The following is a 22,414-nucleotide window of genomic DNA, read 5'->3' on the forward strand; positions in this document are numbered from 1 at the left end:
GCTGCGGATCGGTCAAATTGACTCTATTTTGCGGTTGCCGATGGCGTCGCGGCAGTGCCCTGACCGGGCGAGTTGTTAACCATTTCGGTAGCCCGATCCGAACGCCCTGTGGATGCACTGCGTTAAGATTTCCGTCGCACGCAGCGTGCCGGGCGGGCGCTTTGCGGGCAGGATTTCACGAATCGGCGAGGTCTGTTCGGCGAAATCCGACCCGATCTGGCGCGCCTGCCGCGAGTTTTTCTGACGCGTTCTTAGGTGTTTGCACGAGTTCGGAAGGTTTTCCGCGGTTTTTCTCGCAAAACGACGAAGTTTTTTGCCATGGTTGAGCATCAATGCGTGCGGCGTTGGGGGATTGTTAACGCCGTCGCAATCGGGACGTGTTTTCGCCACGAGGCCGCAAGTTTCTGTCTCAATTCGGCCTTGGACCTGAATGACGATGCCCCGGTGGGAAGCTGGAGTGAATGATGAAGCTTTTATTTGCTGCTATTGCGGCGTGCCTGACATTGGGGCTGCCAACCGGCGTCACGGCACAGAACGCGCCGTCGGAATTTCAAACGGTCGACGGCTGGCAGGCGGTGGGACGGCTGAATATCGCCAACCGCAGCATGTGTACCGGGGCCTTGATCGCGCCGGATCTGGTGCTGACCGCGGCGCATTGCCTTTACGACCCGCGCAGCGGCGCTGCAGTTGATCCGACGTCAATCCGGTTTGAGGCCGGGCTGTCCGGCCGCGAGGCGATAGCCCTGCGACAGGTGGTCCGGGCAGTGAAACATCCGCAGTATCGCTATCGCCCGGATGGCAGGCATCAGATCGGCAGCGATCTGGCTGTTCTGAAACTGGATCGCCCGATCAGCAGCCGTCGCATTCGGCCATTGACCGTTTCCGGCGGTGCCGAGCGGGGTGATGTACTGGGGGTGCTGTCCTATACGGCCCGACAGGCGACGCACCAGAACCTGCAAAACTATTGCAGCGTCCTGGCCCGCCAGAGCCGCACCCTGGTGATGTCCTGCCTGGTGGAATTCGGGGCCTCTGGTTCGCCGGTTCTGGCGATGCGCCCCGGCCAGCCGCCGCGACTGGTGTCGGTGATCTCTGCCAAGGCGGCGATGGGGCGGCGCAAGGTGTCAATCGGCACCGCCTTTGACACCACGCTGCGCGAGCTGGTGCGCCGGGCCGGCTGAGAGCGAGACCGGCGCACGGTGGCGCGCTGGGTCACGGCTCGCGCAGTGCTTCGCGGGATTTGTACAAGGGCTTCAGCAGATATTGCAGGACGGTCTTGGAGCCGGTCTGCAACTCCGCGGTTGCCCGCATGCCGGGGCGGATTTCGATCGTCTGCTGGCGTTCGGTAAAGTCGGCTTTGTTGACCCGGACCGTCACCCGGTAATATGGTTCGGCGCGCGGGTTGCGCTCGTCCTCGAACGTGTCGGCGGACACGAAATCCACCTTGCCACGCAGCGCGCCATAGATGGTGTAGTCATAGGCCGACAGCTTGATTGTGGCGTCCTGGCCGGGCTGCACGCTGGCGATGTCCTCAGGCCGGACGCGCGCCTCGACGAACAGTTCCTCGCCCAGCGGAATGATTTCCAGGATTTCCTCGCCAGGACGGATCACGCCGCCGATCGTGGTGACGGCCAGGCTGTTGACGATGCCGGCCATGGGCGAGGTGATGATGGTGCGGTTCAGCTGGTCCACCGCCAGTCGCTGCTCCTGGCGCAGGGTGGTGATCTCGCGCAGGGTCTTGGAGTATTCCTCGGCCTGCTCCAGTTCTGCCTGGGTGCCGATCTCGTTGTATTTGGCGCGGGCGTCGGTGGCGGCCTTACGGGCCTTGTTGACCTCGATCAGCGCCACGATCTTCTGCTTGTAGAGCTGTTCCATATTGGCCAGCTCGGCATTCAGCTGGTCCATGATCTGACGGGCGCTGTCGCGACGGCTGGTGAAGTCGGTCTGCCGGGCGGTCAGCAGGCCGCGTTCCGAGGCCAGAATGCCGGGGGAACGCTGCGCGAGCGGGTCGGGCACGGTGAATTCAAACGCGCCCTTCATCTGCGCTTCCAGCCGGTGGCGTTTGATCTCCAGCGCGTCAAGCTGGTTCTGCAGCTCGTCCGCGGCGGTGCGGAACTTGGTGTCTTGCAGCTTGGCCAGCACCTGTCCTGCGCTGACCACGTCGCCTTGTCGTACGTGCAACTCGGCCAGGATGCCGCCTTCGAGGTTCTGCACGATCTGCGCACGGGAGGAGGACACCACCTGGCCTTCGCCGCGCACGATTTCGTCGATCGAGGCAAAGGCGGCCCAGATCAGGAACACCGCGACTGCCGCCACTGCCAGATAGATGATGCGGCTGGCGCTGCGCGGGGCTTGGGCATTGCCGTAGGGGTCGTGCAGATCCAGGGTCATTTGCCCTCTCCGGCGGCCAGATGCGCCAGAACCTGATCGCGCGGACCGTCCACCACCATGCGGCCCGATTGCAGGATCAGGGTGCGGTTGGTCAGCGACAGGATCGGCATCCGGTGGGTGGCGATCACCGCCGTGCGGCCCTCCAGCCAGCTTTCCAGACGGCTGACAAGCGTGCGCTCCAGCGTCTGGTCCAGCGCCGCGGTGGGTTCATCCAGCAGCACCACCGACGGGTTCTGCAGCCACAGTCGCGCCCAGCCGATGGACTGGCGCTGGCCGATCGACAGCCCGTGGCCGCCATCGCTGATTTCCAGGTCCAGACCTTTGTGGTGGCTGCGCACATGCGCGCCGAGGCCTGCGAACTCCAGCGCTTCCATCAGCCGGTCGTCGTCGCGCTCCAGCTGATTGAGGTTCAGGTTGTCGCGCAAGGAGCCCGCAAACAGCCGCACGTCCTGGCTGAGGTAGCCGATGCCTGCCCGCAAATCGCGCGGGTCGATCTGCGCCATGTCGGTGCCGTCCAGCAGAATTCGGCCGCGGTCGGGGGCATAAAGCCCCGATAACAGCTTCAGCAGCGTCGATTTGCCAGAGCCATTGACCCCCAGCACCGCAACTCGCTGACCGGGCGTGATGGCAGCGGCCTGCACATCCACGGTGGGCGCGGCGTCGTCCTCGTAGCGGAACAGGATCTCGCGCAGCTCGAACCGGCCCTGGATCTTCTGGCGGCGCAGATAGGTGCGTTCCTTTTCCTTCTCCTGCGGCGCGTTGGCGATGGCGTCCAGCCCTTCGAGCGCTGCCTTGACGTTGCTCCACCGCGCGAGGGTGGCGGCGAACTGGGTCAGCGGCGCCAGGGTGCGGCTTGTCAGGATGCCCGTGGCGATGATGGTGCCAACGGTGAACTCGCCGGCAAAGACCAGCAGCGTGCCCAGCACCACGGCGGTGATATAGGTGGCCTGCTGCACGCCCTGCGACCAATAGGTGAGGGCACTGGACAGCTTGCGCTGCTCGGTCGCGGAATGCGAGGACAGGGTGTTCAGCTCATCCCAGAGGCGCAGCACGCGCTCTTCGCCGCGCTGGGTTTTCACGGTGTCCAGTTCGGTCACTACCTCATGCAGCAGGCGGCCCGCCTTGGCGTTGGCGCCCTGGGTCTGCCGGGTGAAGGCAATCATCTTCTTCTGCATGAAATAGGCAGGCAGCAGCATCAGGACGCCGCCGATGACGATGACCCAGACAACCGGCCCCGCGATGGAGGCGACCAGCAGCAGGAACACAGCGATAAACGGGATGTCCGCGAGGGTTGAGATGGTGGATGAGGTAAAGAACTCCCGCACCGAGCCGAAATCGCGCATCGCGGCAAACAGCCCCGAAGGCGGCAGCGGCTTCTTGTCAGAGCGCATGCCGATCAGGCGGCGCATCAGGTTGTGCTGCACCGACAGTTCGATCTGGCGCCCCGCCGCATCGGTCAGCCGCGCACGGGCGAGTTTCAGCAGCGCCTCCAGCGCGATGGCCAGAAAGGCGCCGATCGCCAGCACCCACAGGGTGGCATGGGATTGATGCGGCACCACGCGGTCATAGACCTGTAGGCTGAACAGCGCGACAGACACCGCCAGGATGTTGGCGACCAGCGAACCCAGCATGATCTCGCCCACCTGGCGGCGGTATTTCGGGAATTCGCTCCAGAACCAGTGGCCCGGGTCGAGCTGCGGCGTGTGACGGGCTGCCATCTGGCTGAGCGACGGCCGCGCCGACAGCACGGTGCCGGTAAAATACGGGGCAAATTCGCCCAATGTCACCTCTGTGCGGTTGTCGGCGCAGGAGGTGTCATAGATCGTCAGAACGTCTTCGGCCTGGCTGAGCACCAGAACGCATTGGCCGCCCGACATCACGGCCAGGGCGGGCCACAGGGCCGGGGCAAGCGGCTGTTTTTCAAGAATCTTGGGCTGCAACCCTGTGGATTGCACGGCCTTGGCCAACGTGTGCAGTGACAGATCGCCCGGTGTCTCACGCCACAACAACGCGGCGATGTCGCTGACCGGCACTTCGCTGCCCTTCAGCGCGGCGAGGGTGGAGATCAGGCTGGCGCGGTGCTGGATTCGCGCCGCGGCCCCCTCCAGAAGGGTACCGACCTCGGGCTGCGCGTCCGGCGCTTTCGGGTTCGACCCCGCCTTTGCGCCGATCTTCTTGCCCGACATGGTGCCCGTCAATGTGCCCGTCAGTGTGCGGGGGGCAGCGTTTGGCCTGGCATCGGCCGTGGTGGCGGGTTGCGGGGCGGCGGATGACGGGGAAAAGGCCGGGCTCTGCGACGCCGGTGCTGGCGGTATGGCGCCGTTTGTCGTCGGAGCCTGCGCTGCGCCCGCGCTTTTGCCGGACGCGGGTACGGCCCGCAGCACCGGCTTTCTGCCAGTGGCGGGGGCGGCGTGGGCCGGTTTTTGCGGTTTGTCGGTCAAATCTTGTCCCCATCGGCCAGCAAGCCCAGATCCCGTGCCAGTTGCAGCTGGATCAGCACGGCCTCGTATTTCGCGTCGATATAGGCCTGCTCGCGGCGCACCAGTTCCTCATAGACCTGGATCACTTCCATCACCGGGCGCTGGCCGGCCTCGAACTGCTTCTGGAACAGCTCATAGGTCTCGCGGCTGCGGCGCACCAGCGCGGCCGTCTCTGCCTCCTGACGCTGGTATGAGGCGATCTGCTGCACCTGACGGCTGTAGGCGCGCCGTGCGGCTTCTTCGGCCTCGCTCACCTGTCGTTTTGCGGCTTCCTTAGAGGCCTCCAGCGCGCGCATCGCCGCCGGTGTGCCCAGACCCAGCGGTTGCGCCATGCCGAGCGTCAGCCCGACGCCGGAGCCATCCGTGGTCACATTGCCCGCGCCGGAGATCTGCGGCAACAGCCCGGCGCGGCCTGCCTTGGCCTCAGCGATCGTGCGATCCGCCTCGGCGCTGGCCTTCAGAACCGACAGGTACTGCACCTGTTCGGGAGGGGTAGAGATGCCCAGATGCGACGGCTTGCGGTCAAAGCTCTGGCCGGTCATTGCCTGCAATTCAGCGCGCGCGGTGGCTGCATCGTCGCGGGCGGTGGCGGTGGTGGTGCGGATGCCGCTGATCTTGCTGTCGACCACATTCAGGTCGGAATGGTCGGACACGCCGCCATCAACGCGGCCTTGCACGATGCGGCGAAATTCCTGCATGCGGCGCAGGGCGCGTTCGCCATAGGCGGCCTTTTCATCGCCACGCAGCGCGGCGGCATAAAGACCCACGGCGGTTTCCACCCGGCTGTTCATGTCCTGCGACAGGTTTACGGCAGCCACCTCGACGTCGGCGGCGGCAAATGCACGCTCTGCCTTGCGGCGGCCATTGTCGAACAGCACCTGTTCGATCAGAAGCCCGGCGACGACATCACCGAGATCGGTCAGGCTCACCGAAGGGCCAAGCGTGGGCAGCCAGTTCTTGGAGGCGGCTTCGGCCCGCAGCTTGGCGCTGATAAGCTCTGCCTCCGCGGCGCGCGCAGAGGCGGCGAGGGCGGCTTCGGCCACCTCGCCATAGGCGCCGTGATCCGGCAGCAGCGAACGCCGTTCCTGCAATGTCTGGATCACCTGCGACGCGGCGTCGCCACTTTGGGTGAAATTGCTGCGGGGGGACGGATCTTCGGCGTCCTTGGCGGCGAACATGCCGATGTGGGCGCAGGCCGACAGGCTGCACATCACTGTGATGGCGCAAAGAAAGCGTCCCGGTTGCATCCTGCCCCTTGCCTTTGTGGTCCGGCCTCGTGGCCCGGCGGTGTTTACTGCTGTTCGGCGTGGCGGCCCGGCAACCGCGGAAGGGTGCCGGGCCGAAGGCTCAGATCACGGTGTTGATTTCTTCGTTTACGATCACCGTCGTGCCATCATCTCCAAGGGTGTAGACGTTGTAGGTCTCGTTGTTGATGGTCTGGCTGCCGGTGGCGGTTGCATCGGTCAGCGTCAGCGTGTCGTTGTCGGTGCCGTGTACCACCAGCGTGTCGGAATTGCCGGACAGCGCGTTGATGTCTGCCGCTGTCAGGGTCAGATCGACGTTGTCGGCGTGGACCAGGTTCAGCTCGTCGATGTTGAACTGCGACAAGCCTGCATGGTCCAGCACCCCGGCTCCGGCGCCGTCTTCCAGCACCACCAGGGTGCCAGAGCTGTTGTCGGCGCTGTCCACACGGTTGACAACCAGATGCGAGCCATCCGGCACGTCGTTGTCGAATTCGAACAAGGTGCGCCCGTTTCCGACATCGGTTTCGGTGCCGCTCAGCGCGTCGACCGCACCAGCGTCAGTCAGCTCGTGGGCGGTGTCTCCGGCCTCGAAGTCCTCGTTAAAGAAGCCGCTGATGGCGGTGCCGGTGTCGATCACGTCGCCGATGTCCGGCGCATCATAGTCAGTGTCGACGCTGAAGCTTTCGGTCAGGGGCTGGGTGTTGCCCGCCGCATCCGTGGCAACAATCTGGGCCGAGGCGTCATAGGTGCCGGTCGCCAACTCGCCAGAGGCGAAGGTGGCACTCCAGTTGCCGCTGGCATCCACGGTGGCCGCGTGGGTCACGCCCTGGATGGTGACTTCGACGGTGGAGCCGGGCTCCACGGTGCCGGTCATGGTCAACCCGGCGGCATGTTCGGCCAGGTTCAGCACGTCGTCGGCGGTCTGCTCGGGCGCGACGGTGAAGGGGGACACTTCGGTGTCGATCGCCAGCGTGTCTGTGATCGTGTCGATGTTGCCCGCCGCGTCTGTGGCCGTGACCACGACATCGGCGTCATAGCTGCCCTCGGGAATGTCGGCGGCGGCAAAACTGGCGCTCCAGTTGCCGTTTGCATCCACTGTCGCGGCCGTGGTGGCGGTGCCAAGCTGCACCATGACGGTGGAGCCGGGTTCCACCGTGCCGGTCAGAGTGACGCCGTCGCTGTGCTCTGTCTCGTTGACGATATTGTCGCCCTCGATGCTGCCGGAGGCGAGCGTCAGCGGGTCCACCAGCGTGTCCACATGCAGATCCGCGGTTGCGGTGGCACTGTTGCCGGCCGCGTCGGTGGAGGTCACGCTGACGGTGGTGTCGTATTCGCCAGCGGGCAGCGAGCCCGCTTCGAAGGTGGCGCTCCAGTTCCCGTTGGCATCGACGGTGGTGGTGCGGGTGACGCCTTCCACAGTCACGCTGACCGCGGCGCCAGCCTCGCCGGTGCCGGTCAGGGTCAGCCCGGCAGCGGATTCGGCGTTGTTGAGGATGTCGTCCCCGCCCGCCTTGCCGCCATCGATGGCGACGGCCGTGGTGGTGTCGACATGGATGGTGCCGGTGGTGGTTTCGCTATTGCCAAAGCTGTCTGTCGCGGTGACGGACACCTCGGACTCGTACTCGCCCGCGGCAATCTCCGAGGAGGCAAAATCGGCGCTCCAAGTGCCGCTGTCGGTGGCGGTGACGGTGCGGGTGACGCCCTGAAACGTGACCTCAACCGTGGCACCGGCCTCGGCGGTGCCGGTCAGGGTAACGCCATCCGCGGCCTCGGCGGCGTTGATCATGTCGTCGCCACCGGCCTGGCCTGCGTCAATGTCGACGTCGACCACGGTGTCGATCACCACGGCCGGGCCGTCGAGGTCGAATTCATACCCGTCGGGATCCACCACATGCACTTCGGACTCGTAGTTGCCATCCGCGGGCAGGTCCTCGACCGGGATGGTCACACCCCAGGTGCCGTCTTCCTCAACCGTGGTGGTGACTTCGGTGGTGCCGACGGTAACAGTCACATCGGAACCGGGCGCGCCGGTGCCGGTGATGACCACCGGGTCGGTTGTGGAGCCAGAGACCGGGTGGGTGGCGTCGGGATCGTCAACGGTCGGGTAGATGCCGTTGGGCGGACCGCCGCCATCGTCGCCGCCACCGCCGCCGCCGCCACCAACAAGAACCGCGGCACCGGCCACGCCCGCCGCGGCCCCAGCCGCGCCAAGGCCACCGAACAACGGTGCGGCCAGCGGGGCCACAACCGGTTCGATCCGGTCCACATCCAGGAACACCATCTCGTCATAGGCGCTCCACTTGCCGGACAGATCCAGCGGTTCGTAGGTGGCAAACAGCATGCCGCCGGATTTATCCTCCAGCACCACTTCGACGAATTGGCCTTCCTCGCTGAGAAACAGGTTCTTGGCACCGGTTTCGCCGTAGCCGTAGAAGTCTTGCAGCACCAGTTCCTGGCCATTGGCCAAGGTGATGTGAAGATTGCTACCCTGGCGGGAATAGCTTTCGATATCGGCAGGGTTGAGGTTCAGCGAGATGTCCTTGGCGCCGGCGGCTTCAATGCGCGCGGGGCTGCCTTCGGAAGAATTCCCATGCTGGGTAGTGCCCGCCATGTTGCGGGTGATAAATGCGACAGTGCTCATGTGTACCGCTCATCTGTTCGCTACGCCGCCGGAAATGCCGGTCCGCGCTGCGTGGTTGCGTTGCCTGTGTCTTGCCCATCGACCGTCTAATGCGGCCATTTAACGGCCATACTGTGATGAATTCGGCCGCTCTGTCCAGTCTCGCAGTGCAGGTGCGGGGGGCATTTTGGCTGAAACCGTGTCCTCACTGCCGCAGATTCTCTAGGCTTTTCCGCGATTTTGCGCTGTGGTCACGTTGGGTTCGGGGCGTTGCAGGGGCGTGCGGTGGAGCGGGAATGCCTCTGTCGCAAATGGCCTGTCCGACCGTGGTACGCCGAGTGGAGAGGCTGCCTTCAAGGTGCTGCCGCCGCGCCGCAGCGGTGCGATTGCCGCGGGCTGGTCGCTGCAATGTGAGGAAAATTTCCCATAAAAGTTTCTGGCAATTAATTAAAAGTACACCACTTTCAGATAGTATGGAGTTCGTAATTGGTGTAAGCTCGAATGTAAGTAACATGACGCCGAACGCCCTGGCACGCCGGGCGCAGGTCGCCGCCAAGAGCGGCCAGCCGGACGTAGAACGCCAGCAGCGGCGCTGAGCAGAAATCAGAATTCTAACACTGACGCGGACACCCATGCCCACGTGCTGGGCACTGTCTGTCCGTGCGCGAACCAGAACGCCAGGAGGACCGGCGCCAGCTAACCAGGAGGCTTGATCCACGATGAAAGACATTGCCGAACTTTTTGCAGAGCAGTACGGCGAAACGCGCGAGCAGGAAATGCCGCTGCAGGAGTATCTGAACGCCTGTCGCGACGATCCCAGCCTGTATGCCAACGTCGCCGAGAGGATGCTGAAGGCAATTGGGCAGGAGGAGTTGATCGACACCTCCAGGGACTCGCGGCTGGGGCCGATCTTTCAAAATCGCACCATCAAGCGCTACAGCGCGTTTCACGATTTCTATGGGATGGAAGACACCATCGAGCGGATCGTGGGCTACTTCCGCCATGCCGCGCAGGGTCTGGAGGAGCGTAAGCAGATCCTATACCTGCTGGGCCCGGTCGGCGGGGGCAAATCCTCGTTGGCCGAACGCCTGAAACGTCTGGTCGAGGAACAGCCGATCTATGTGCTGAAGGCGGGCGATCAGGTCTCGCCGATCTTCGAAAGCCCGCTGGGTCTGTTTGATCCGGTCCGCATGGGCAAGGTGCTGGAAGAGGAATACGGCATCGCCCAGCACCGGCTGCCGGGGCTGATGTCGCCCTGGGCGGTGCAGCGTCTGGATGAATTTGACGGCGATATCAACAAATTCTCTGTTGTGCGCATTTATCCGTCGCGGCTGCGTCGGATCTGTGTCGCCAAGGTGGAGCCGGGCGACGAGAACAACCAGGATATCTCCACCTTGGTTGGCAAGGTCGACATCCGTCAGCTGGAGCATTTCAGCCAAGACAACCCGGACGCCTACAGCTTCTCTGGCGGGTTGAACCGTGCCACGCAGGGGGTGCTGGAATTCGTCGAGATGTTCAAAGCCCCGATCAAGATGCTGCACCCGTTGCTGACCGCGACCCAGGAAGGCAACTACATGGGCACCGAAAGCTTTGGTGCGATCCCGTTCAACGGGCTGATCCTGGCCCACTCAAACGAAAGCGAATGGCAGTCATTCAAGAACAACAAGAACAACGAGGCCTTCATTGACCGGGTGTCCATCGTCAAGGTGCCCTATTGCCTGCGCGTCTCGGACGAGACCTCGATCTACGAAAAGCTGATTGAGAACAGTGAGCTGCGTGAGGCACCCTGCGCGCCGGAGACGCTGAAGATCCTCAGCCGTTTCTCGGTGCTGACGCGGCTCAAGCCGCATGAGAACTCGAACCTCTACTCAAAGATGCGGGTCTATGACGGCGAAAGCCTGAAAGACACCGACCCCAAGGCCAAGACGGTGCAGGAATATCAGGACCGCGCCGGGGTGGACGAGGGGATGAACGGGATTTCCACCCGCTTTGCCTTCAAGGTGCTGTCGACCACGTTCAACTTCGACACCAATGAGGTGGCGGCGGATCCGGTGCACCTGATGTACGTGCTGGAACAGATGATCAAGCGCGAGCAGTTCCCGCAGGAAATGGAGCAGAAATACCTGGAGTTCATCAAGACCGAACTGGCGCCGCGCTATGAGGAGTTCATCGGCAATGAAATCCAGAAGGCGTACCTCGAAAGTTATACCGAATACGGCCAGAACGTCTTTGACCGCTACATCTCCTACGCCGATGCCTGGATCGAGGAGCAGGATTACAAAGATCCCGACACCGGCCAGCTGTACAACCGCGAAGTGCTGGATGCGGAACTGAGCAAGATCGAAAAGCCGGTTGGCATCGCCAATCCCAAGGACTTCCGCAACGAGGTGGTCAAATTCGCGCTGCGCCATCGTGCAAACACCGGCAAGAATCCGGCGTGGAACTCTTATGAAAAACTGCGCGACGTGATCGAAAAGCATATGTTCTCGCAGGTTGAGGAGCTGCTGCCGGTGATTTCCTTTGGGTCCAAGAAGGACAGCAAGACCGAAGGCAAGCATCAGGAGTTTGTCGAGCGCATGCGGGGCCACGGCTATACCGACCGCCAAGTGCGGCGTCTGGTCGAATGGTACATGCGGGTCAACAAGGCGGGCTAAAGAGGAGCGCTGTGCAACATGCATCATTTCATCGACAGGCGCGCCAATCCAAAGGGCAAGAGCCTCGGGAACCGGCAGCGGTTCCTGCGGCGGGCCCGTGAGAACATCAAGGAGCGCGTCGACAAGTCGGTCCGAGGCAAGTCGATCCAGAACGGCAGCGGTGTCCCGGACGAGGGTGAGAAGGTCACCATCCCCACGCGTGGGCTGAAGGAGCCGCGGTTCTTTCACTCCTCCAAGGGGGGGCTGCGCCGCCACGTGCTGCCCGGCAACAAGGATTTTGTTGTCGGCGACACCATCAAACGGCCGCAGGGCGGCGCCGGGGAGGGCGGCCGCAAGGCGTCTGAGGACGGCGACGGAGATGATGAGTTCTCCTTTACCCTGACGCAGGAAGAATATCTGGAGATCCTGTTCGAGGGTCTGGAACTGCCGGATCTGGTGGAAAAAGCCACGGTGGAGACCGAGACAATAGGCACCCGCCGCGCAGGCCTGACCACCGCGGGCACGCCCAACAATCTCAATCTTGTGCGCACCATGCGCAACTCGTTGGGGCGCCGTATCGCCTTGCAACGCCCCACAACCAAATCCCAGCGCGACCTGGAAGAGCAGATTGCCGAGCTGGAGGCGCTGCAGCACCGCACCCCGCCGCAGGAAGAGGTGCTTGAGACACTGAAAAAGCGGCTCGAAGGCATCATCCGAAAGCGCAAGGTGGTGGGCTACATCGACCCGCTGGACCTGCGCTACGACACTTTCGTGCCGGAAAAGATCCGCAACTCCCGCGCGGTTGTGTTCTGCCTGATGGATGTCTCAGGCTCCATGCAGGAGCGCGAGAAGGATCTGGCGAAACGCTTCTTCCTGCTGCTGCACCTGTTCCTGGAACGCTGCTATGAGCACACCGAGCTGGTGTTCGTGCGCCACACCCACCACGCGCAGGAGGTGGATGAGGAAACCTTCTTCTATGCCCGGGAAACGGGCGGCACCATCGTGTCGACCGCGCTGGAGAAAATGAAGGAGATCGTTGAGGAACGTTATCCGCCGGACGAGTGGAACATCTACGGCGCGCAGGCGTCGGACGGAGAAAACTTCGGCAATGACTCGGTGCGCTGCAAGAATCTGCTGCTCAAGGATCTGCTGCCGGTCTGCCAGTTCTATGCCTATCTGGAGATCGTCGACGAGGCCGCCGAGATGCTGCTGAACAACCCCGAAGCCGGGGAGGATCTGTGGCAGAACTACCGTGAGGTGAAAGCGCAAGCGCAGCATTTCGAAATGCAGCGGGTCTCGCAGCCGGGCCACATCTATCCGATTTTCCGGGAGTTTTTTCTCCCCAAGGTGAAAGGGGCGCAGAATGCAGGCAGCTGACAAGGCGCGCAAGCCGCTGTTCGACGGGCCGGAGTGGACCTTTGAACTGATGGAAAAGGCGCGCGACGCGATCGAGGAGATCGCGCTGGGCGACCTCGGACTGGATGTGTATCCCAACCAGATCGAAATCATCTCGGCTGAGCAGATGCTGGATGCCTATTCCTGTGTTGGCCTGCCGCTGATGTACCAGCACTGGTCCTTCGGCAAGCATTTCGCCCGCGACGAGGCGCTGTACCGCACAGGGCGGCAGGGGCTGGCCTATGAGATCGTCATCAACTCCAATCCCTGCATCAGCTACAACATGGAAGAAAACACCATGGCGATGCAGACGTTGGTGATGGCGCATGCGGCGTTCGGGCATAACCACTTCTTCAAGAACAACTATCTGTTCCAGCAATGGACCGATGCGTCGGGCATTCACGACTACCTGGCCTTTGCCAAGAACTACATCTCCGCCTGCGAGGAACGCTATGGTCTCTCCGCGGTGGAGGAGGTGCTGGACGCCGCCCACGCGCTGCAATCACAGGGGGTGTTCCGCTATGGTCGCCCGCCCAAGCCCACCACCGAAGAACTGGTGGCGATGCAGAAGGTGCGAGAGGGTTATGAAAGCGGCCAGAGCGTGCTGGACATCTGGACCGACAGCACCATGGGGCGCGAAAAGCTGGAGGAGGTCGAAGACAGCTCCTTTGCGGCGCGGCGCAAGCTGATGAATTTGCCACAGGAAAACCTGCTGTATTTCCTGGAAAAGCACAGCCCGGTGCTGGAGCCCTGGCAATGCGAGATCCTGCGCATCGTGCGCATGCTGGCACAGTATCTGTACCCGCAGAAACAGACCAAGGTGATGAACGAAGGCTGCGCGACCTTCGTGCATTATTACATCATCAACAAGCTATACGAGCAGGGGCAGATCACCGAAGGCGCCTACATGGAGATGCTGCACAGCCACACCAATGTGGTGATGCAGCCGGAATACGACGACCCGCGGTTTTCGGGCATCAACCCCTATGCGCTGGGCTTTGCAATGATGCAGGACATCCGCCGCATTTGTCAGGACCCGACGGAGGAAGACCGCGAATGGTTCCCCGATTTTGCCGGCAACCCGGACTGGCGCGGCGTGTTGCGAGATGCCTGGGCGAACTACCGCGATGAAAGCTTCATCCAGCAGTTCCTGTCGCCGCATCTGATCCGTAAATTCAAGCTGTTCACCCTGACCAATGACGCCGAACTGCCCAATTTGGTGGTCAGTCAGATCCACAACCGGGCCGGCTACAAGGCGATCCGCCGGGATCTGGCCAAGCAATATGACCTGGCCTATCTGGAACCGGACATTCAGGTGACGGATGCCGACCTGCGTGGCGACCGCGAGCTGAAACTGACCCACACGGTGCGCGACGGCATCCACCTGGAAGAGGACGAGCAGGAAGAGGTGTTGCGGCACCTGCGTCGCCTCTGGGGCTATGATGTCAGTCTGGACGCGGTGGAATCCTCCCGCGAGGACTGAGACAGGTCCGCCGCCGTGATCTGAGGGGCCAAAGGCTGCCCCGCCAAGAAAAAACGCAGGCCGCGGGGCCTGCGTTTCTCGGTTTCAGTAGATGCGGCGGATCAGAATTGCACCACCGCACGGATCGACTTGCCCTCGTGCATCAGCTCGAAGCCTTCGTTGATCTGGTCCAGCGTCAGCTTGTGGGTGATCATCGGGTCGATCTCGATCTTGCCGTCCATGTACCAATCGACGATTTTCGGCACATCGGTGCGCCCCGACGCGCCGCCAAAGGCGGTGCCGCGCCAGCTGCGGCCGGTGACCAGCTGGAAGGGGCGGGTCGAAATCTCGGCTCCCGCAGGTGCCACGCCGATGATGATGCTTTCGCCCCAGCCCTTGTGCGCGGCCTCCAGTGCGGTGCGCATCACGTTCACGTTGCCGGTGGCGTCAAAGGTGTAATCGGCGCCGCCCTTTGTCAGCTCCACCAGATGGGCCACCAGATCGCCGTCCACTTGGGACGGGTTGACGAAATCGGTCATGCCGAATTTCTCGGCCATTTCCACCTTGCCGGGGTTCAGGTCGACGCCGACGATCTGGTCGGCACCGGCCAGCCGCAGGCCCTGGATCACGTTCAAGCCAATTCCGCCGAGGCCAAAGACAATCGCACGGCTGCCGATCTCTACCTTGGCGGTGTTGATCACCGCGCCAATGCCGGTTGTGACGCCGCAGCCGATATAGCAGACCTTGTCAAACGGCGCGTCCTCCCGGATTTTCGCCAGCGCGATTTCCGGCACCACGGTGTGATTGGCAAAGGTCGAGCAGCCCATGTAGTGATGAATGGGGGTGCCATCCAACATCGAAAACCGGGTGGTGCCGTCGGGCAGCAGACCGGCGCCCTGGGTCGAACGGATCGCCTGGCACAGATTGGTTTTTGGGTTCAGGCAGTATTCGCACTCGCGGCATTCGGGCGTATAGAGCGGGATCACATGGTCGCCGGGTTTGAGGCTGGTGACCCCTTCGCCGACCTCAATGACAACACCTGCGCCTTCATGGCCCAGAATGGCCGGAAAGATTCCCTCCGGGTCGTCGCCGGAGCGGGTGAATTCGTCGGTGTGGCACAGGCCGGTGGCCTTGATCTCGACCAGAACTTCGCCCGCCTTCGGGCCTTCGAGGTTCACGTCCATGATTTCAAGCGGTTTGCCGGGGGCAACCGCAACGGCGGCACGGGTGCGGATCATGTGAGCTATCCTTCGTCTGTCATACGGTGGGTGGGCCGCCGCGGGGCGGGCCGGGAATTTCTGCCAGGGGCGGAGCCGTGGCGGCCGGATGTCTCAGCGTTACATTCGGGGCCGATCCGGCGCAAGCAGTCGCCGCCAGTCTAGCAGCCTCGGGTGGCGACGCTTTGCCCCGAATGCGACCGCCGGGCGGCAGTCCACGCCATTTCAGCCCACGCAGCCTCGACTTCGGTGGTTTTCAGGAGTCTCAAAAAAGTTTCCAGTTTTGGGAAAGAAAGTGGCCCAGGCCTCTTGACCTTCCTCTGACTGGAAGCCCCATATCCCGTGTCATAGCATCTAGACCAGCAGGTTTGCCATGACAGAACTCAGCACATATTCACTTCAGGTATCCGGGCTCAGCTGTGCGGGCTGCGTTGGCCGTGCAGAGCGCGCCTTGGCCGCGGTGGAGGGCGTCAGCGCGGCCTCGGTGAACCTGGCCAATGCAACCGCCCGCGTTGAGGCAGCACCGCAGGTGCCGCTGGAGGCGCTGACCCATGCGCTGGCGCAGGCCGGCTATCCGGCGGCACAAAGCGAAGTCACACTGCGGATTGAAGGCATGACCTGCGCGTCCTGCGTGGGCCGGGTCGAGCGTGCGTTGCAGGCAGTGCCGGGGGTGGTTTCGGCCAGCGTCAACTTGGCGACCGAAAGCGCGCAAGTCGCCTATCTGCCGGGTCTGGTTCAGATGGCGCAGTTGATGCGCGCGGCAGAGGGGGCCGGTTATCCGGCTTACTTGGCTGAGGAGGCCGCGGATGCGTCCGCAGCCGCCGACCAGCGCCGCCGAGAGGACGCCGCGCGGCTGTCGCGGCAGGTACTGGTCGCGGGCCTTCTGACCCTGCCGGTGTTCCTGATCGAAATGGGCGGGCACATGGTGCCTGCTCTGCACCACTGGGTGGCCGGCAACATCGGTTTGCAAAACAGCTATCTGATGCAGTTCGTGCTGACCTCCGCGGTGCTGGCGGGGCCGGGTCGGCAGTTTTACACCAAGGGCGTGCCGACGCTGCTGCGCGGCGCGCCGGACATGAACGCCCTGGTGGCGCTGGGCACAGCGGCGGCCTATGGGTTTTCGGTGGTCTCCACCTTCGCGCCGCAGTTGCTGCCTGCAGGCACCGCCAACGTCTATTTCGAAGCCGCAGCGGTGATTGTGGTGCTGATCCTGACCGGACGTTATCTGGAGGCGCGCGCCAAGGGCCGTACCGGGGCGGCCATTCGCAAGCTGGCAGGCCTTCAGCCCAAGACTGCATTGGTGCTGCGCGACGGCGTGGCGGTGGATGCGCCTGTGGCCGAGATCGCCGCCGGAGAGCTGATCCGCACCCGTCCGGGAGAGCGGATCGCGGTGGACGGAGAGGTGGTCTCTGGCAGTTCCTACGTGGATGAGAGCATGATCTCTGGCGAGCCGGTGCCGGTGGCCAAGACGCCGGGCGACGAGGTGACGGCGGGCACTGTCAACGGCAACAGCCTGCTGGAGTATCGCGCAACGCGGGTGGGCCAGGACACGGTGCTGGCGCAGATCATTCGAATGGTGGAACAGGCGCAGGGTGCCAAGCTGCCGGTGCAGGCGTTGGTTGACCGGATCACCCTGTGGTTTGTTCCGGCGGTGATTGCGGTGGCGGTGGTCACGGTGCTGGCCTGGGAGTTGTTTGGTCCGGCGCCGTCCCTGCCGCTGGCGCTTGTGGCCGGGGTCTCGGTTCTGATCATCGCCTGTCCCTGCGCGATGGGGCTGGCGACGCCGACCTCGATCATGGTTGGCATTGGCCGGGCCGCGCAGATGGGGGTGCTGTTCCGCAAGGGCGACGCGCTGCAGCGGCTGCAGGAGGTCAAGGTGGTGGCGCTGGACAAGACCGGCACGCTGACCGAAGGCCGCCCGGCGCTGACCGAGCTGATCTGCGCCGAAGGCTTTGACCGCGCGCAGGTGCTGCGGCTGGCAGGCGCGGCAGAGACCGGATCCGAACACCCCATCGCCCAGGCCATCGTCGCCGAGGCAGGCAGTGGCCTTCCGGACGTGGAGCGGTTTGAGGCCATCCCCGGCTATGGCCTGCGGGCTATGGTCGAAGGGCTGGAGGTGCTGGTGGGCGCTGCCCGGCTGATGGCACGCGAGGGCATTGATCTCGGTGCATTGGAGGTCGAGGGCCAGCGGTTGGCAGAGCGCGGCGAGACACCGCTGTTTGCCGCCATCGGTGGCCGTGCCGCGGCGGTGATCGGGGTGTCGGACCCGATCAAGACGGGCACGCCGACGGCGATCCGGGCGCTGCATGCGCAGGGGCTGAAGGTGGCGATGATCACCGGCGACGCCGAACCGACGGCGCGGGCAATCGCGGCGCGGCTGGGCATCGATATCGTGCGGGCGGAGTGCCTGCCTGCGGACAAGGTGTCCACCATAGAGGCATTGCGCCGTGACCATGGCGCGCTGGCCTTCATCGGCGACGGCATCAACGATGCGCCGGCGCTGGCCGCGGCGGATGCGGGGATCGCCATTGGCACCGGCACCGATGTGGCGATCGAGGCGGCGGATGTGGTGCTGGTCTCGGGCGATCTGCGCGGCGTGGTCAACGCGCTGACGGTCAGCCGCGCCACCATGCGCAACATCCGCCAGAACCTCGGCTGGGCCTTTGGCTACAACGTGCTGCTGGTGCCGGTGGCGGCGGGGGTTCTGTATCCGTTCGGCGGGGTCATGCTGTCGCCCGCGCTGGCGGCGGGGGCGATGGCGTTGTCCAGCGTTTTTGTGTTGTCGAACGCGCTGCGCTTGCGCCGCCTGAAACCTGCTATAGATGTGGAGGGAACCGGGACACCGGCCACGCATGAGGCAAAGCAGGAGGCGCGCGCATGAACATCGGGGACGTATCCAGCCGCTCTGGCCTGCCGGCCAAGACGATCCGCTATTACGAGGACATCGGGCTGATCCGGCCGCATCGCAGCGCCAACGGCTACCGCTGTTTCGAAGAGAAAGACCTGCACAAGCTAGCCTTTTTGGGCCGGGCACGGGCGCTGGGCTTTACCATCGAGGATTGCCGCACGCTGATGGCGCTGTATGAGGACGACAGCCGCGCCAGCGCCGATGTGAAACAGCTGGCGCTGGAGCATCTGGCCAAGATTGAGACCAAGATCGCGGATTTGCAGGCGATGCGCGACACGCTGCACGAGTTGGTGACCTGCTGCGCCGGTGACAACCGGCCCGACTGTCCCATCCTCAAGGATCTGTCCGGCGAAGATACAGCCGCCAAGGGCTGATCGTCTGTGGCCCGGCCTTAGGCGCCGGGCCACATGATTGTGAGTGTTCAGGCGGCGCGCAGCCCCAGGATGTCGCGCGCCTGCTGCCATGTCGCCACGGGGCGTTCGTATTTTTCACAGAGCTCCGCTGCGCGTTTCACCAGTGCCGCATTCGACGGCGCCAGCGTGTTGCGGTCCAGCCGCATGTTGTCCTCCAGCCCGGTGCGGGTGTGGCCACCGGCGGCGATGGACCATTCGTTGACCTGGATCTGCCCGGCCCCGACACCGGCACCGCACCATTCGGCCTCGGGCGCCAGCCGCTGCATGGTTTTCACGTAGTAATCAAATACATCGCGGTCCACCGGCATGGCGTTTTTCACGCCCATCACAAATTGAACGTACAGGGTGCCGGCAATGCGCCCCTCGCGGTTCATCTTCACCGCCTGGTGGATGTGCGACAGATCGAAGGCCTCGATTTCGGGCTTGACCTCATACTTGCGCATTTCACCCGCCAGCCAGTCGACCAGATCGGGGGAATTCTCATAGACCCGCGTCGGGAAGTTATTCGACCCCACCGACAGCGACGCCATGTCGGGTCGCAGGCTCAGCATGCCGCCGCGCTCGCGCCCCGCACCGGAACGCCCACCAGTGGACAGTTGCACAATCATGCCGGGGCAGTGCTGTTGCAGACCTTCCAGCAAACGGGCGAATTTCTCCGGGTCAGAGGTCGGCGTCTCGTCGTCGTTGCGCACGTGGCAATGGGCGATCGTGGCGCCGGCCTCGAACGCCTCATGGGTGCTTTCGATCTGTTCCGAAATGGTGATCGGCACCGCCGGGTTGTTGGCCTTGGTCGGAACTGAGCCGGTGATGGCCACGCAGATGATGCAGGGCTTTCCCATCGGTCTATCCTCTTGTCTAGATGTCAAAAAATACGGTTTCGCCATCGCCCTGCAAGCAGATGTCAAAGCGATAGACCACGGTGCCGTCGGCCTCATCGCGGCGGGCGATCAGGGTTTGGCGGCGGTGTTCCCATTCGATCAGGTTCAGCACCGGATCGGCGGCGTTGGCCTCGGCTTCATCATCGAAATACAGCCGGGTGTTCAGGCCGACGTTGATGCCGCGGGCGACGATCCACAGGTTGATATGCGGCGCCATCAGCTGCCCGTTGCGGCCCGGTACAGGGCCGGGTTTCACGGTGTCAAAACCCCATGTGCCGGTGTCGAAATCGGTGATGACGCGGCCCCAGCCGCGAAAGCCGTCCTCGACCTCGCCGGGATGTTCGGGATGGGCATAGATGCCGTCTGCATTGGCCTGCCAGGCTTCCAGCAGCACGTCCTTCACCGGCGCGCCGGTGCCGTCGGTGACCAGGCCTTCGACGCGGATGCGCTCGCCGCCGGCGTTGGGGCCTGCGATTTCCCAGCCCAGTTCCCGCTCATAGATGTCAAACCCGGCAGCCCCCGGCGCGAGGCCGATGTGGACATAAGGCCCGGCGGTCTGCGACGGGGTTTCCTTCAGGTACTCAAACGGGCGCATCATCAGTTTCCCTCCGGCCGGTTTTCGAACATGGTCGAACGCCGCCCGCGCAGCACGATGTCGAAGCGGTAGGCGATTGTGTCCAGCGGAATGGTGGCGTTCATGTCGAGCCGGGCAATCAGCATATCCACCGCCTGCGGGTCGGCAATCGACTGGACAATCGGGCAGCGCGGGATCAGCGGGTCGCCCTCGAAATAGAGCTGCGTGATCAGCCGCTGGGCAAAACTGGTGCCAAAGACCGAGACATGGATATGCGCGGGCCGCCAATCGTTCACCCGGTTGCGCCAGGGGTAGGCGCCGGGCTTCACGGTGCGGAAGCTGTAGCGCCCCTCGCTGTCAGTCATCACCCGGCCGCAGCCGCCGAAATTCGGGTCCAGCGCGCCGAGGTAGCCGTCCTTCTTGTGGCGATAGCGTCCGGAGGCATTGGCCTGCCAGATCTCCACCAGCGTGTCCGGCACGGGCCGCGCGTTTTCGTCCAGCACCCGGCCATGCAGAATGATGCGCTCGCCCACAGGGCTTTCGCCGGGCTTGGCGAAATTGGTCAGAAGATCGTTGTCTCCGGCATCAATGTCGCCATGGCCGAACGTGGGGCCGGTAATCTCGCTGGCGGTGTTTTCCAGGCTGATCAGCGGCAGCCGCGGGGAGCGGGCGACGGATGTCTTGTAGGCCGGGGCCAGGGCTGGCGGGTGCCAGTCCCGGTCGCGTTGATAGAACTCTACCTGTTTGGGCATCTGTGGCTCCCTCATTGCTCAGCTTCGGCGGCCATTTCGGCGTAGGTCCGTTTGGCCAGCTTCAGCGCGTGATTGGCCCTTGGCACCCCAGCATAGATTGCCACGTGCTGGAAGGCCTCGATGACATCCGTCTGGCTGGCGCCGGTGCGCGCGGTGGCGCGGATGTGCATCGGGATCTCGTCGAAATTACCGGTGGCGGCCAGCAGGGCCAGGGTCAGCATCGAGCGTTCACGCCGGGAAATTTGATCAGAGGCCCAGACCGTGCCCCAGGCAGATTCGGTAATCAGATCCTGAAACGGCTGGTCGAGCGGGGTGGCGGCGGCGGTCGCGCGGTCCACATGCGCGTCTCCCAGAACCTCGCGCCGGACCTGCATGCCCCGGCTATGGCGATCTTGCGTCATGGCTGTCTCCCTTGCATGAGAGATATATTGCATATCACTTGCGTTCTGTATAATGCGCAGAATGTCATAAAGTAATACTGGAATTGTTATGCGTTTGCCCGCCGCCTTGAAACTCCGCCATCTGGAAGTCTTTGTCGAGGTGGCGCGCAAGACGAGTGTCACCCAGGCCGCGCAGGCGTTGGGCATGAGCCAGCCGGCGGTGACCCGCGTCCTGCGCGAGCTGGAGGAGGTCTGCGGCAAACCGCTGGTGGAGAAACACGGACGCGGCATTCGGCTCAGCGGTTATGGAGAGCTGTTTGCCGACCATGCAGCGCGCAGCCTGGCACTGGCGCGGGACGGGGTGGCGCTGCTACGCAGCATGGGGGAGGCCGACGGGCCGCGGATTGCGATCGGGGCGTTGCCGACGGTCGCGGCGGATCTGGTGCCTGACACACTGGCGACGCTGCGCCGCGACGGCGCGCCGGGCCGTTTCCTGGTGACCTCGGGCGACAATCAGTATCTGGTCGACCAGCTGCGCCGTGGTGCGTTGGACGTGGTGGTGGGGCGGATGCCCGCGCCCGAAACCATGGCGGGCGTCAGTTTCGATCCGCTGTACCGGGAGCGGGTGGCGGTGGTTGTGGCGCGGGATCATCCGCTGGCGAGGCTGGATCATGTGCCCGCCACCGCGATGGAGGATTATCCGGTGCTGATGCCCTCGGAGGGGTCGATCATCCGCCCCTTTGTCGAGCGGATGTTTCTGGAGCAAGGGCAGAGCATGCCGCGGTTTCCGATCGAGACCGTGTCTTCGACCTTGGGGCGGCGCTTTGTGTTGGCGCACAAGGCGATCTGGATCATCAGCCACGGTGTGGTGCGGCCGGATCTGGCGGCCGGCAGCATGGTGGCGCTGCCTCTGGACACCGGCAGCACGCTGGGGCCGGTGGGCCTGTGCATTCGCCGCGACCATCAGCTGTCAGCGGCGGCGCAGCGGTTTTGCAGCCTGCTGCGCCAAACCTGCGTCGCCCAGGGGCTATAGGGCGCGGTTGCAGCCTTGCCCGCTGGCGTCGCTGTCA

At 63.8% G+C, this 22,414-nt stretch carries 17 protein-coding genes; 7 read left to right on the plus strand and 10 right to left on the minus strand.

Going from position 1 to position 22,414, the window contains the following annotated elements; genetic code table 11:
- Positions 1-75: 75 nt before the first annotated feature.
- Positions 76-390, minus strand: a complete 315-nt coding sequence (locus AC0IPL_RS14645; protein WP_474272681.1) for a hypothetical protein — start codon at positions 388-390, stop codon at positions 76-78.
- Between the two features lie 71 nt (positions 391-461).
- On the opposite strand from AC0IPL_RS14645, the gene AC0IPL_RS14650 reads away from it, so the two are divergent.
- On the plus strand, positions 462-1,178 hold the full coding sequence (locus tag AC0IPL_RS14650) for a trypsin-like serine peptidase (RefSeq protein WP_474272682.1): 717 nt from the start codon (positions 462-464) through the stop codon (positions 1,176-1,178).
- A 31-nt stretch (positions 1,179-1,209) separates the two neighbouring features.
- On the opposite strand, the gene AC0IPL_RS14655 is transcribed toward AC0IPL_RS14650, so the two are convergent.
- The 4 genes from AC0IPL_RS14655 to AC0IPL_RS14670 form a co-directional block, all read right to left on the minus strand.
- Complete coding sequence (locus tag AC0IPL_RS14655) at positions 1,210-2,388, minus strand: HlyD family type I secretion periplasmic adaptor subunit (RefSeq protein ID WP_474272683.1); 1,179 nt, start codon at positions 2,386-2,388, stop codon at positions 1,210-1,212.
- Positions 2,385-4,574 (minus strand): ATP-binding cassette domain-containing protein, encoded by a 2,190-nt coding sequence (locus AC0IPL_RS14660; protein WP_474272684.1) that lies wholly within the window; start codon positions 4,572-4,574, stop codon positions 2,385-2,387. The genes AC0IPL_RS14655 and AC0IPL_RS14660 overlap by 4 nt, the downstream gene beginning before the upstream one ends.
- Positions 4,575-4,825: 251 nt before the next feature.
- Complete coding sequence (locus AC0IPL_RS14665; RefSeq protein ID WP_474272685.1) at positions 4,826-6,115, minus strand: TolC family protein; 1,290 nt, start codon at positions 6,113-6,115, stop codon at positions 4,826-4,828.
- Positions 6,116-6,215: 100 nt separating this feature from the next.
- Complete coding sequence (locus AC0IPL_RS14670; protein WP_474272686.1) at positions 6,216-8,753, minus strand: Ig-like domain-containing protein; 2,538 nt, start codon at positions 8,751-8,753, stop codon at positions 6,216-6,218.
- Positions 8,754-9,451: 698 nt separating this feature from the next.
- On the opposite strand from AC0IPL_RS14670, the gene AC0IPL_RS14675 reads away from it, so the two are divergent.
- From AC0IPL_RS14675 to AC0IPL_RS14685, 3 genes are read left to right on the plus strand one after another with little or no spacing between them, the layout of a single operon-like run.
- Complete coding sequence (locus AC0IPL_RS14675) at positions 9,452-11,386, plus strand: PrkA family serine protein kinase (RefSeq protein WP_474272687.1); 1,935 nt, start codon at positions 9,452-9,454, stop codon at positions 11,384-11,386.
- Positions 11,387-11,404: 18 nt separating this feature from the next.
- Positions 11,405-12,742, plus strand: coding sequence for a YeaH/YhbH family protein (locus AC0IPL_RS14680; RefSeq protein WP_474272688.1), 1,338 nt, complete (start codon positions 11,405-11,407; stop codon positions 12,740-12,742).
- A complete protein-coding gene (locus tag AC0IPL_RS14685) occupies positions 12,729-14,243 on the plus strand; it encodes a SpoVR family protein (RefSeq protein ID WP_474272689.1) in 1,515 nt (504 codons plus the stop codon). The genes AC0IPL_RS14680 and AC0IPL_RS14685 overlap by 14 nt, the downstream gene beginning before the upstream one ends.
- A gap of 101 nt (positions 14,244-14,344) precedes the next feature.
- On the opposite strand, the gene AC0IPL_RS14690 is transcribed toward AC0IPL_RS14685, so the two are convergent.
- On the minus strand, positions 14,345-15,460 hold the full coding sequence (locus tag AC0IPL_RS14690; RefSeq protein ID WP_474272690.1) for an S-(hydroxymethyl)glutathione dehydrogenase/class III alcohol dehydrogenase: 1,116 nt from the start codon (positions 15,458-15,460) through the stop codon (positions 14,345-14,347).
- Between the two features lie 352 nt (positions 15,461-15,812).
- Here AC0IPL_RS14690 and AC0IPL_RS14695 point away from each other — a divergent pair, with 352 nt between their 5' ends.
- Together AC0IPL_RS14695 and cueR are read left to right on the plus strand one after the other, a co-directional pair.
- Positions 15,813-18,320, plus strand: a complete 2,508-nt coding sequence (locus AC0IPL_RS14695; RefSeq protein WP_474272691.1) for a heavy metal translocating P-type ATPase — start codon at positions 15,813-15,815, stop codon at positions 18,318-18,320.
- On the plus strand, positions 18,317-18,721 hold the full coding sequence (cueR, locus tag AC0IPL_RS14700; protein WP_474272692.1) for a Cu(I)-responsive transcriptional regulator: 405 nt from the start codon (positions 18,317-18,319) through the stop codon (positions 18,719-18,721). Before AC0IPL_RS14695 ends, cueR begins: the two co-directional genes overlap by 4 nt.
- 47 nt (positions 18,722-18,768) lie before the next feature.
- Here the strand turns inward: cueR and AC0IPL_RS14705 are convergent, their stop codons facing one another.
- Genes AC0IPL_RS14705 through pcaC form a run of 4 tightly spaced genes read right to left on the minus strand, consistent with a single transcriptional unit; the run spans position 18,769 to position 21,365 of the window.
- On the minus strand, positions 18,769-19,599 hold the full coding sequence (locus AC0IPL_RS14705; RefSeq protein ID WP_474272693.1) for a 3-oxoadipate:acetyl-CoA acetyltransferase: 831 nt from the start codon (positions 19,597-19,599) through the stop codon (positions 18,769-18,771).
- A 16-nt stretch (positions 19,600-19,615) separates the two neighbouring features.
- Complete coding sequence (gene pcaG / locus AC0IPL_RS14710) at positions 19,616-20,236, minus strand: protocatechuate 3,4-dioxygenase subunit alpha (protein WP_474272694.1); 621 nt, start codon at positions 20,234-20,236, stop codon at positions 19,616-19,618.
- Positions 20,236-20,964, minus strand: coding sequence for a protocatechuate 3,4-dioxygenase subunit beta (pcaH, locus tag AC0IPL_RS14715; RefSeq protein WP_474272695.1), 729 nt, complete (start codon positions 20,962-20,964; stop codon positions 20,236-20,238). The genes pcaG and pcaH overlap by 1 nt, the downstream gene beginning before the upstream one ends.
- An 11-nt stretch (positions 20,965-20,975) precedes the next feature.
- Positions 20,976-21,365 (minus strand): 4-carboxymuconolactone decarboxylase, encoded by a 390-nt coding sequence (gene pcaC, locus AC0IPL_RS14720; RefSeq protein ID WP_474272696.1) that lies wholly within the window; start codon positions 21,363-21,365, stop codon positions 20,976-20,978.
- A gap of 88 nt (positions 21,366-21,453) precedes the next feature.
- Here pcaC and pcaQ point away from each other — a divergent pair, with 88 nt between their 5' ends.
- Positions 21,454-22,377, plus strand: coding sequence for a pca operon transcription factor PcaQ (gene pcaQ / locus AC0IPL_RS14725; RefSeq protein WP_474272697.1), 924 nt, complete (start codon positions 21,454-21,456; stop codon positions 22,375-22,377).
- The last annotated feature ends 37 nt before the right edge of the window (positions 22,378-22,414 follow it).

The sequence above is a fragment of the Leisingera sp. SA32 genome, assembly GCF_056033425.1.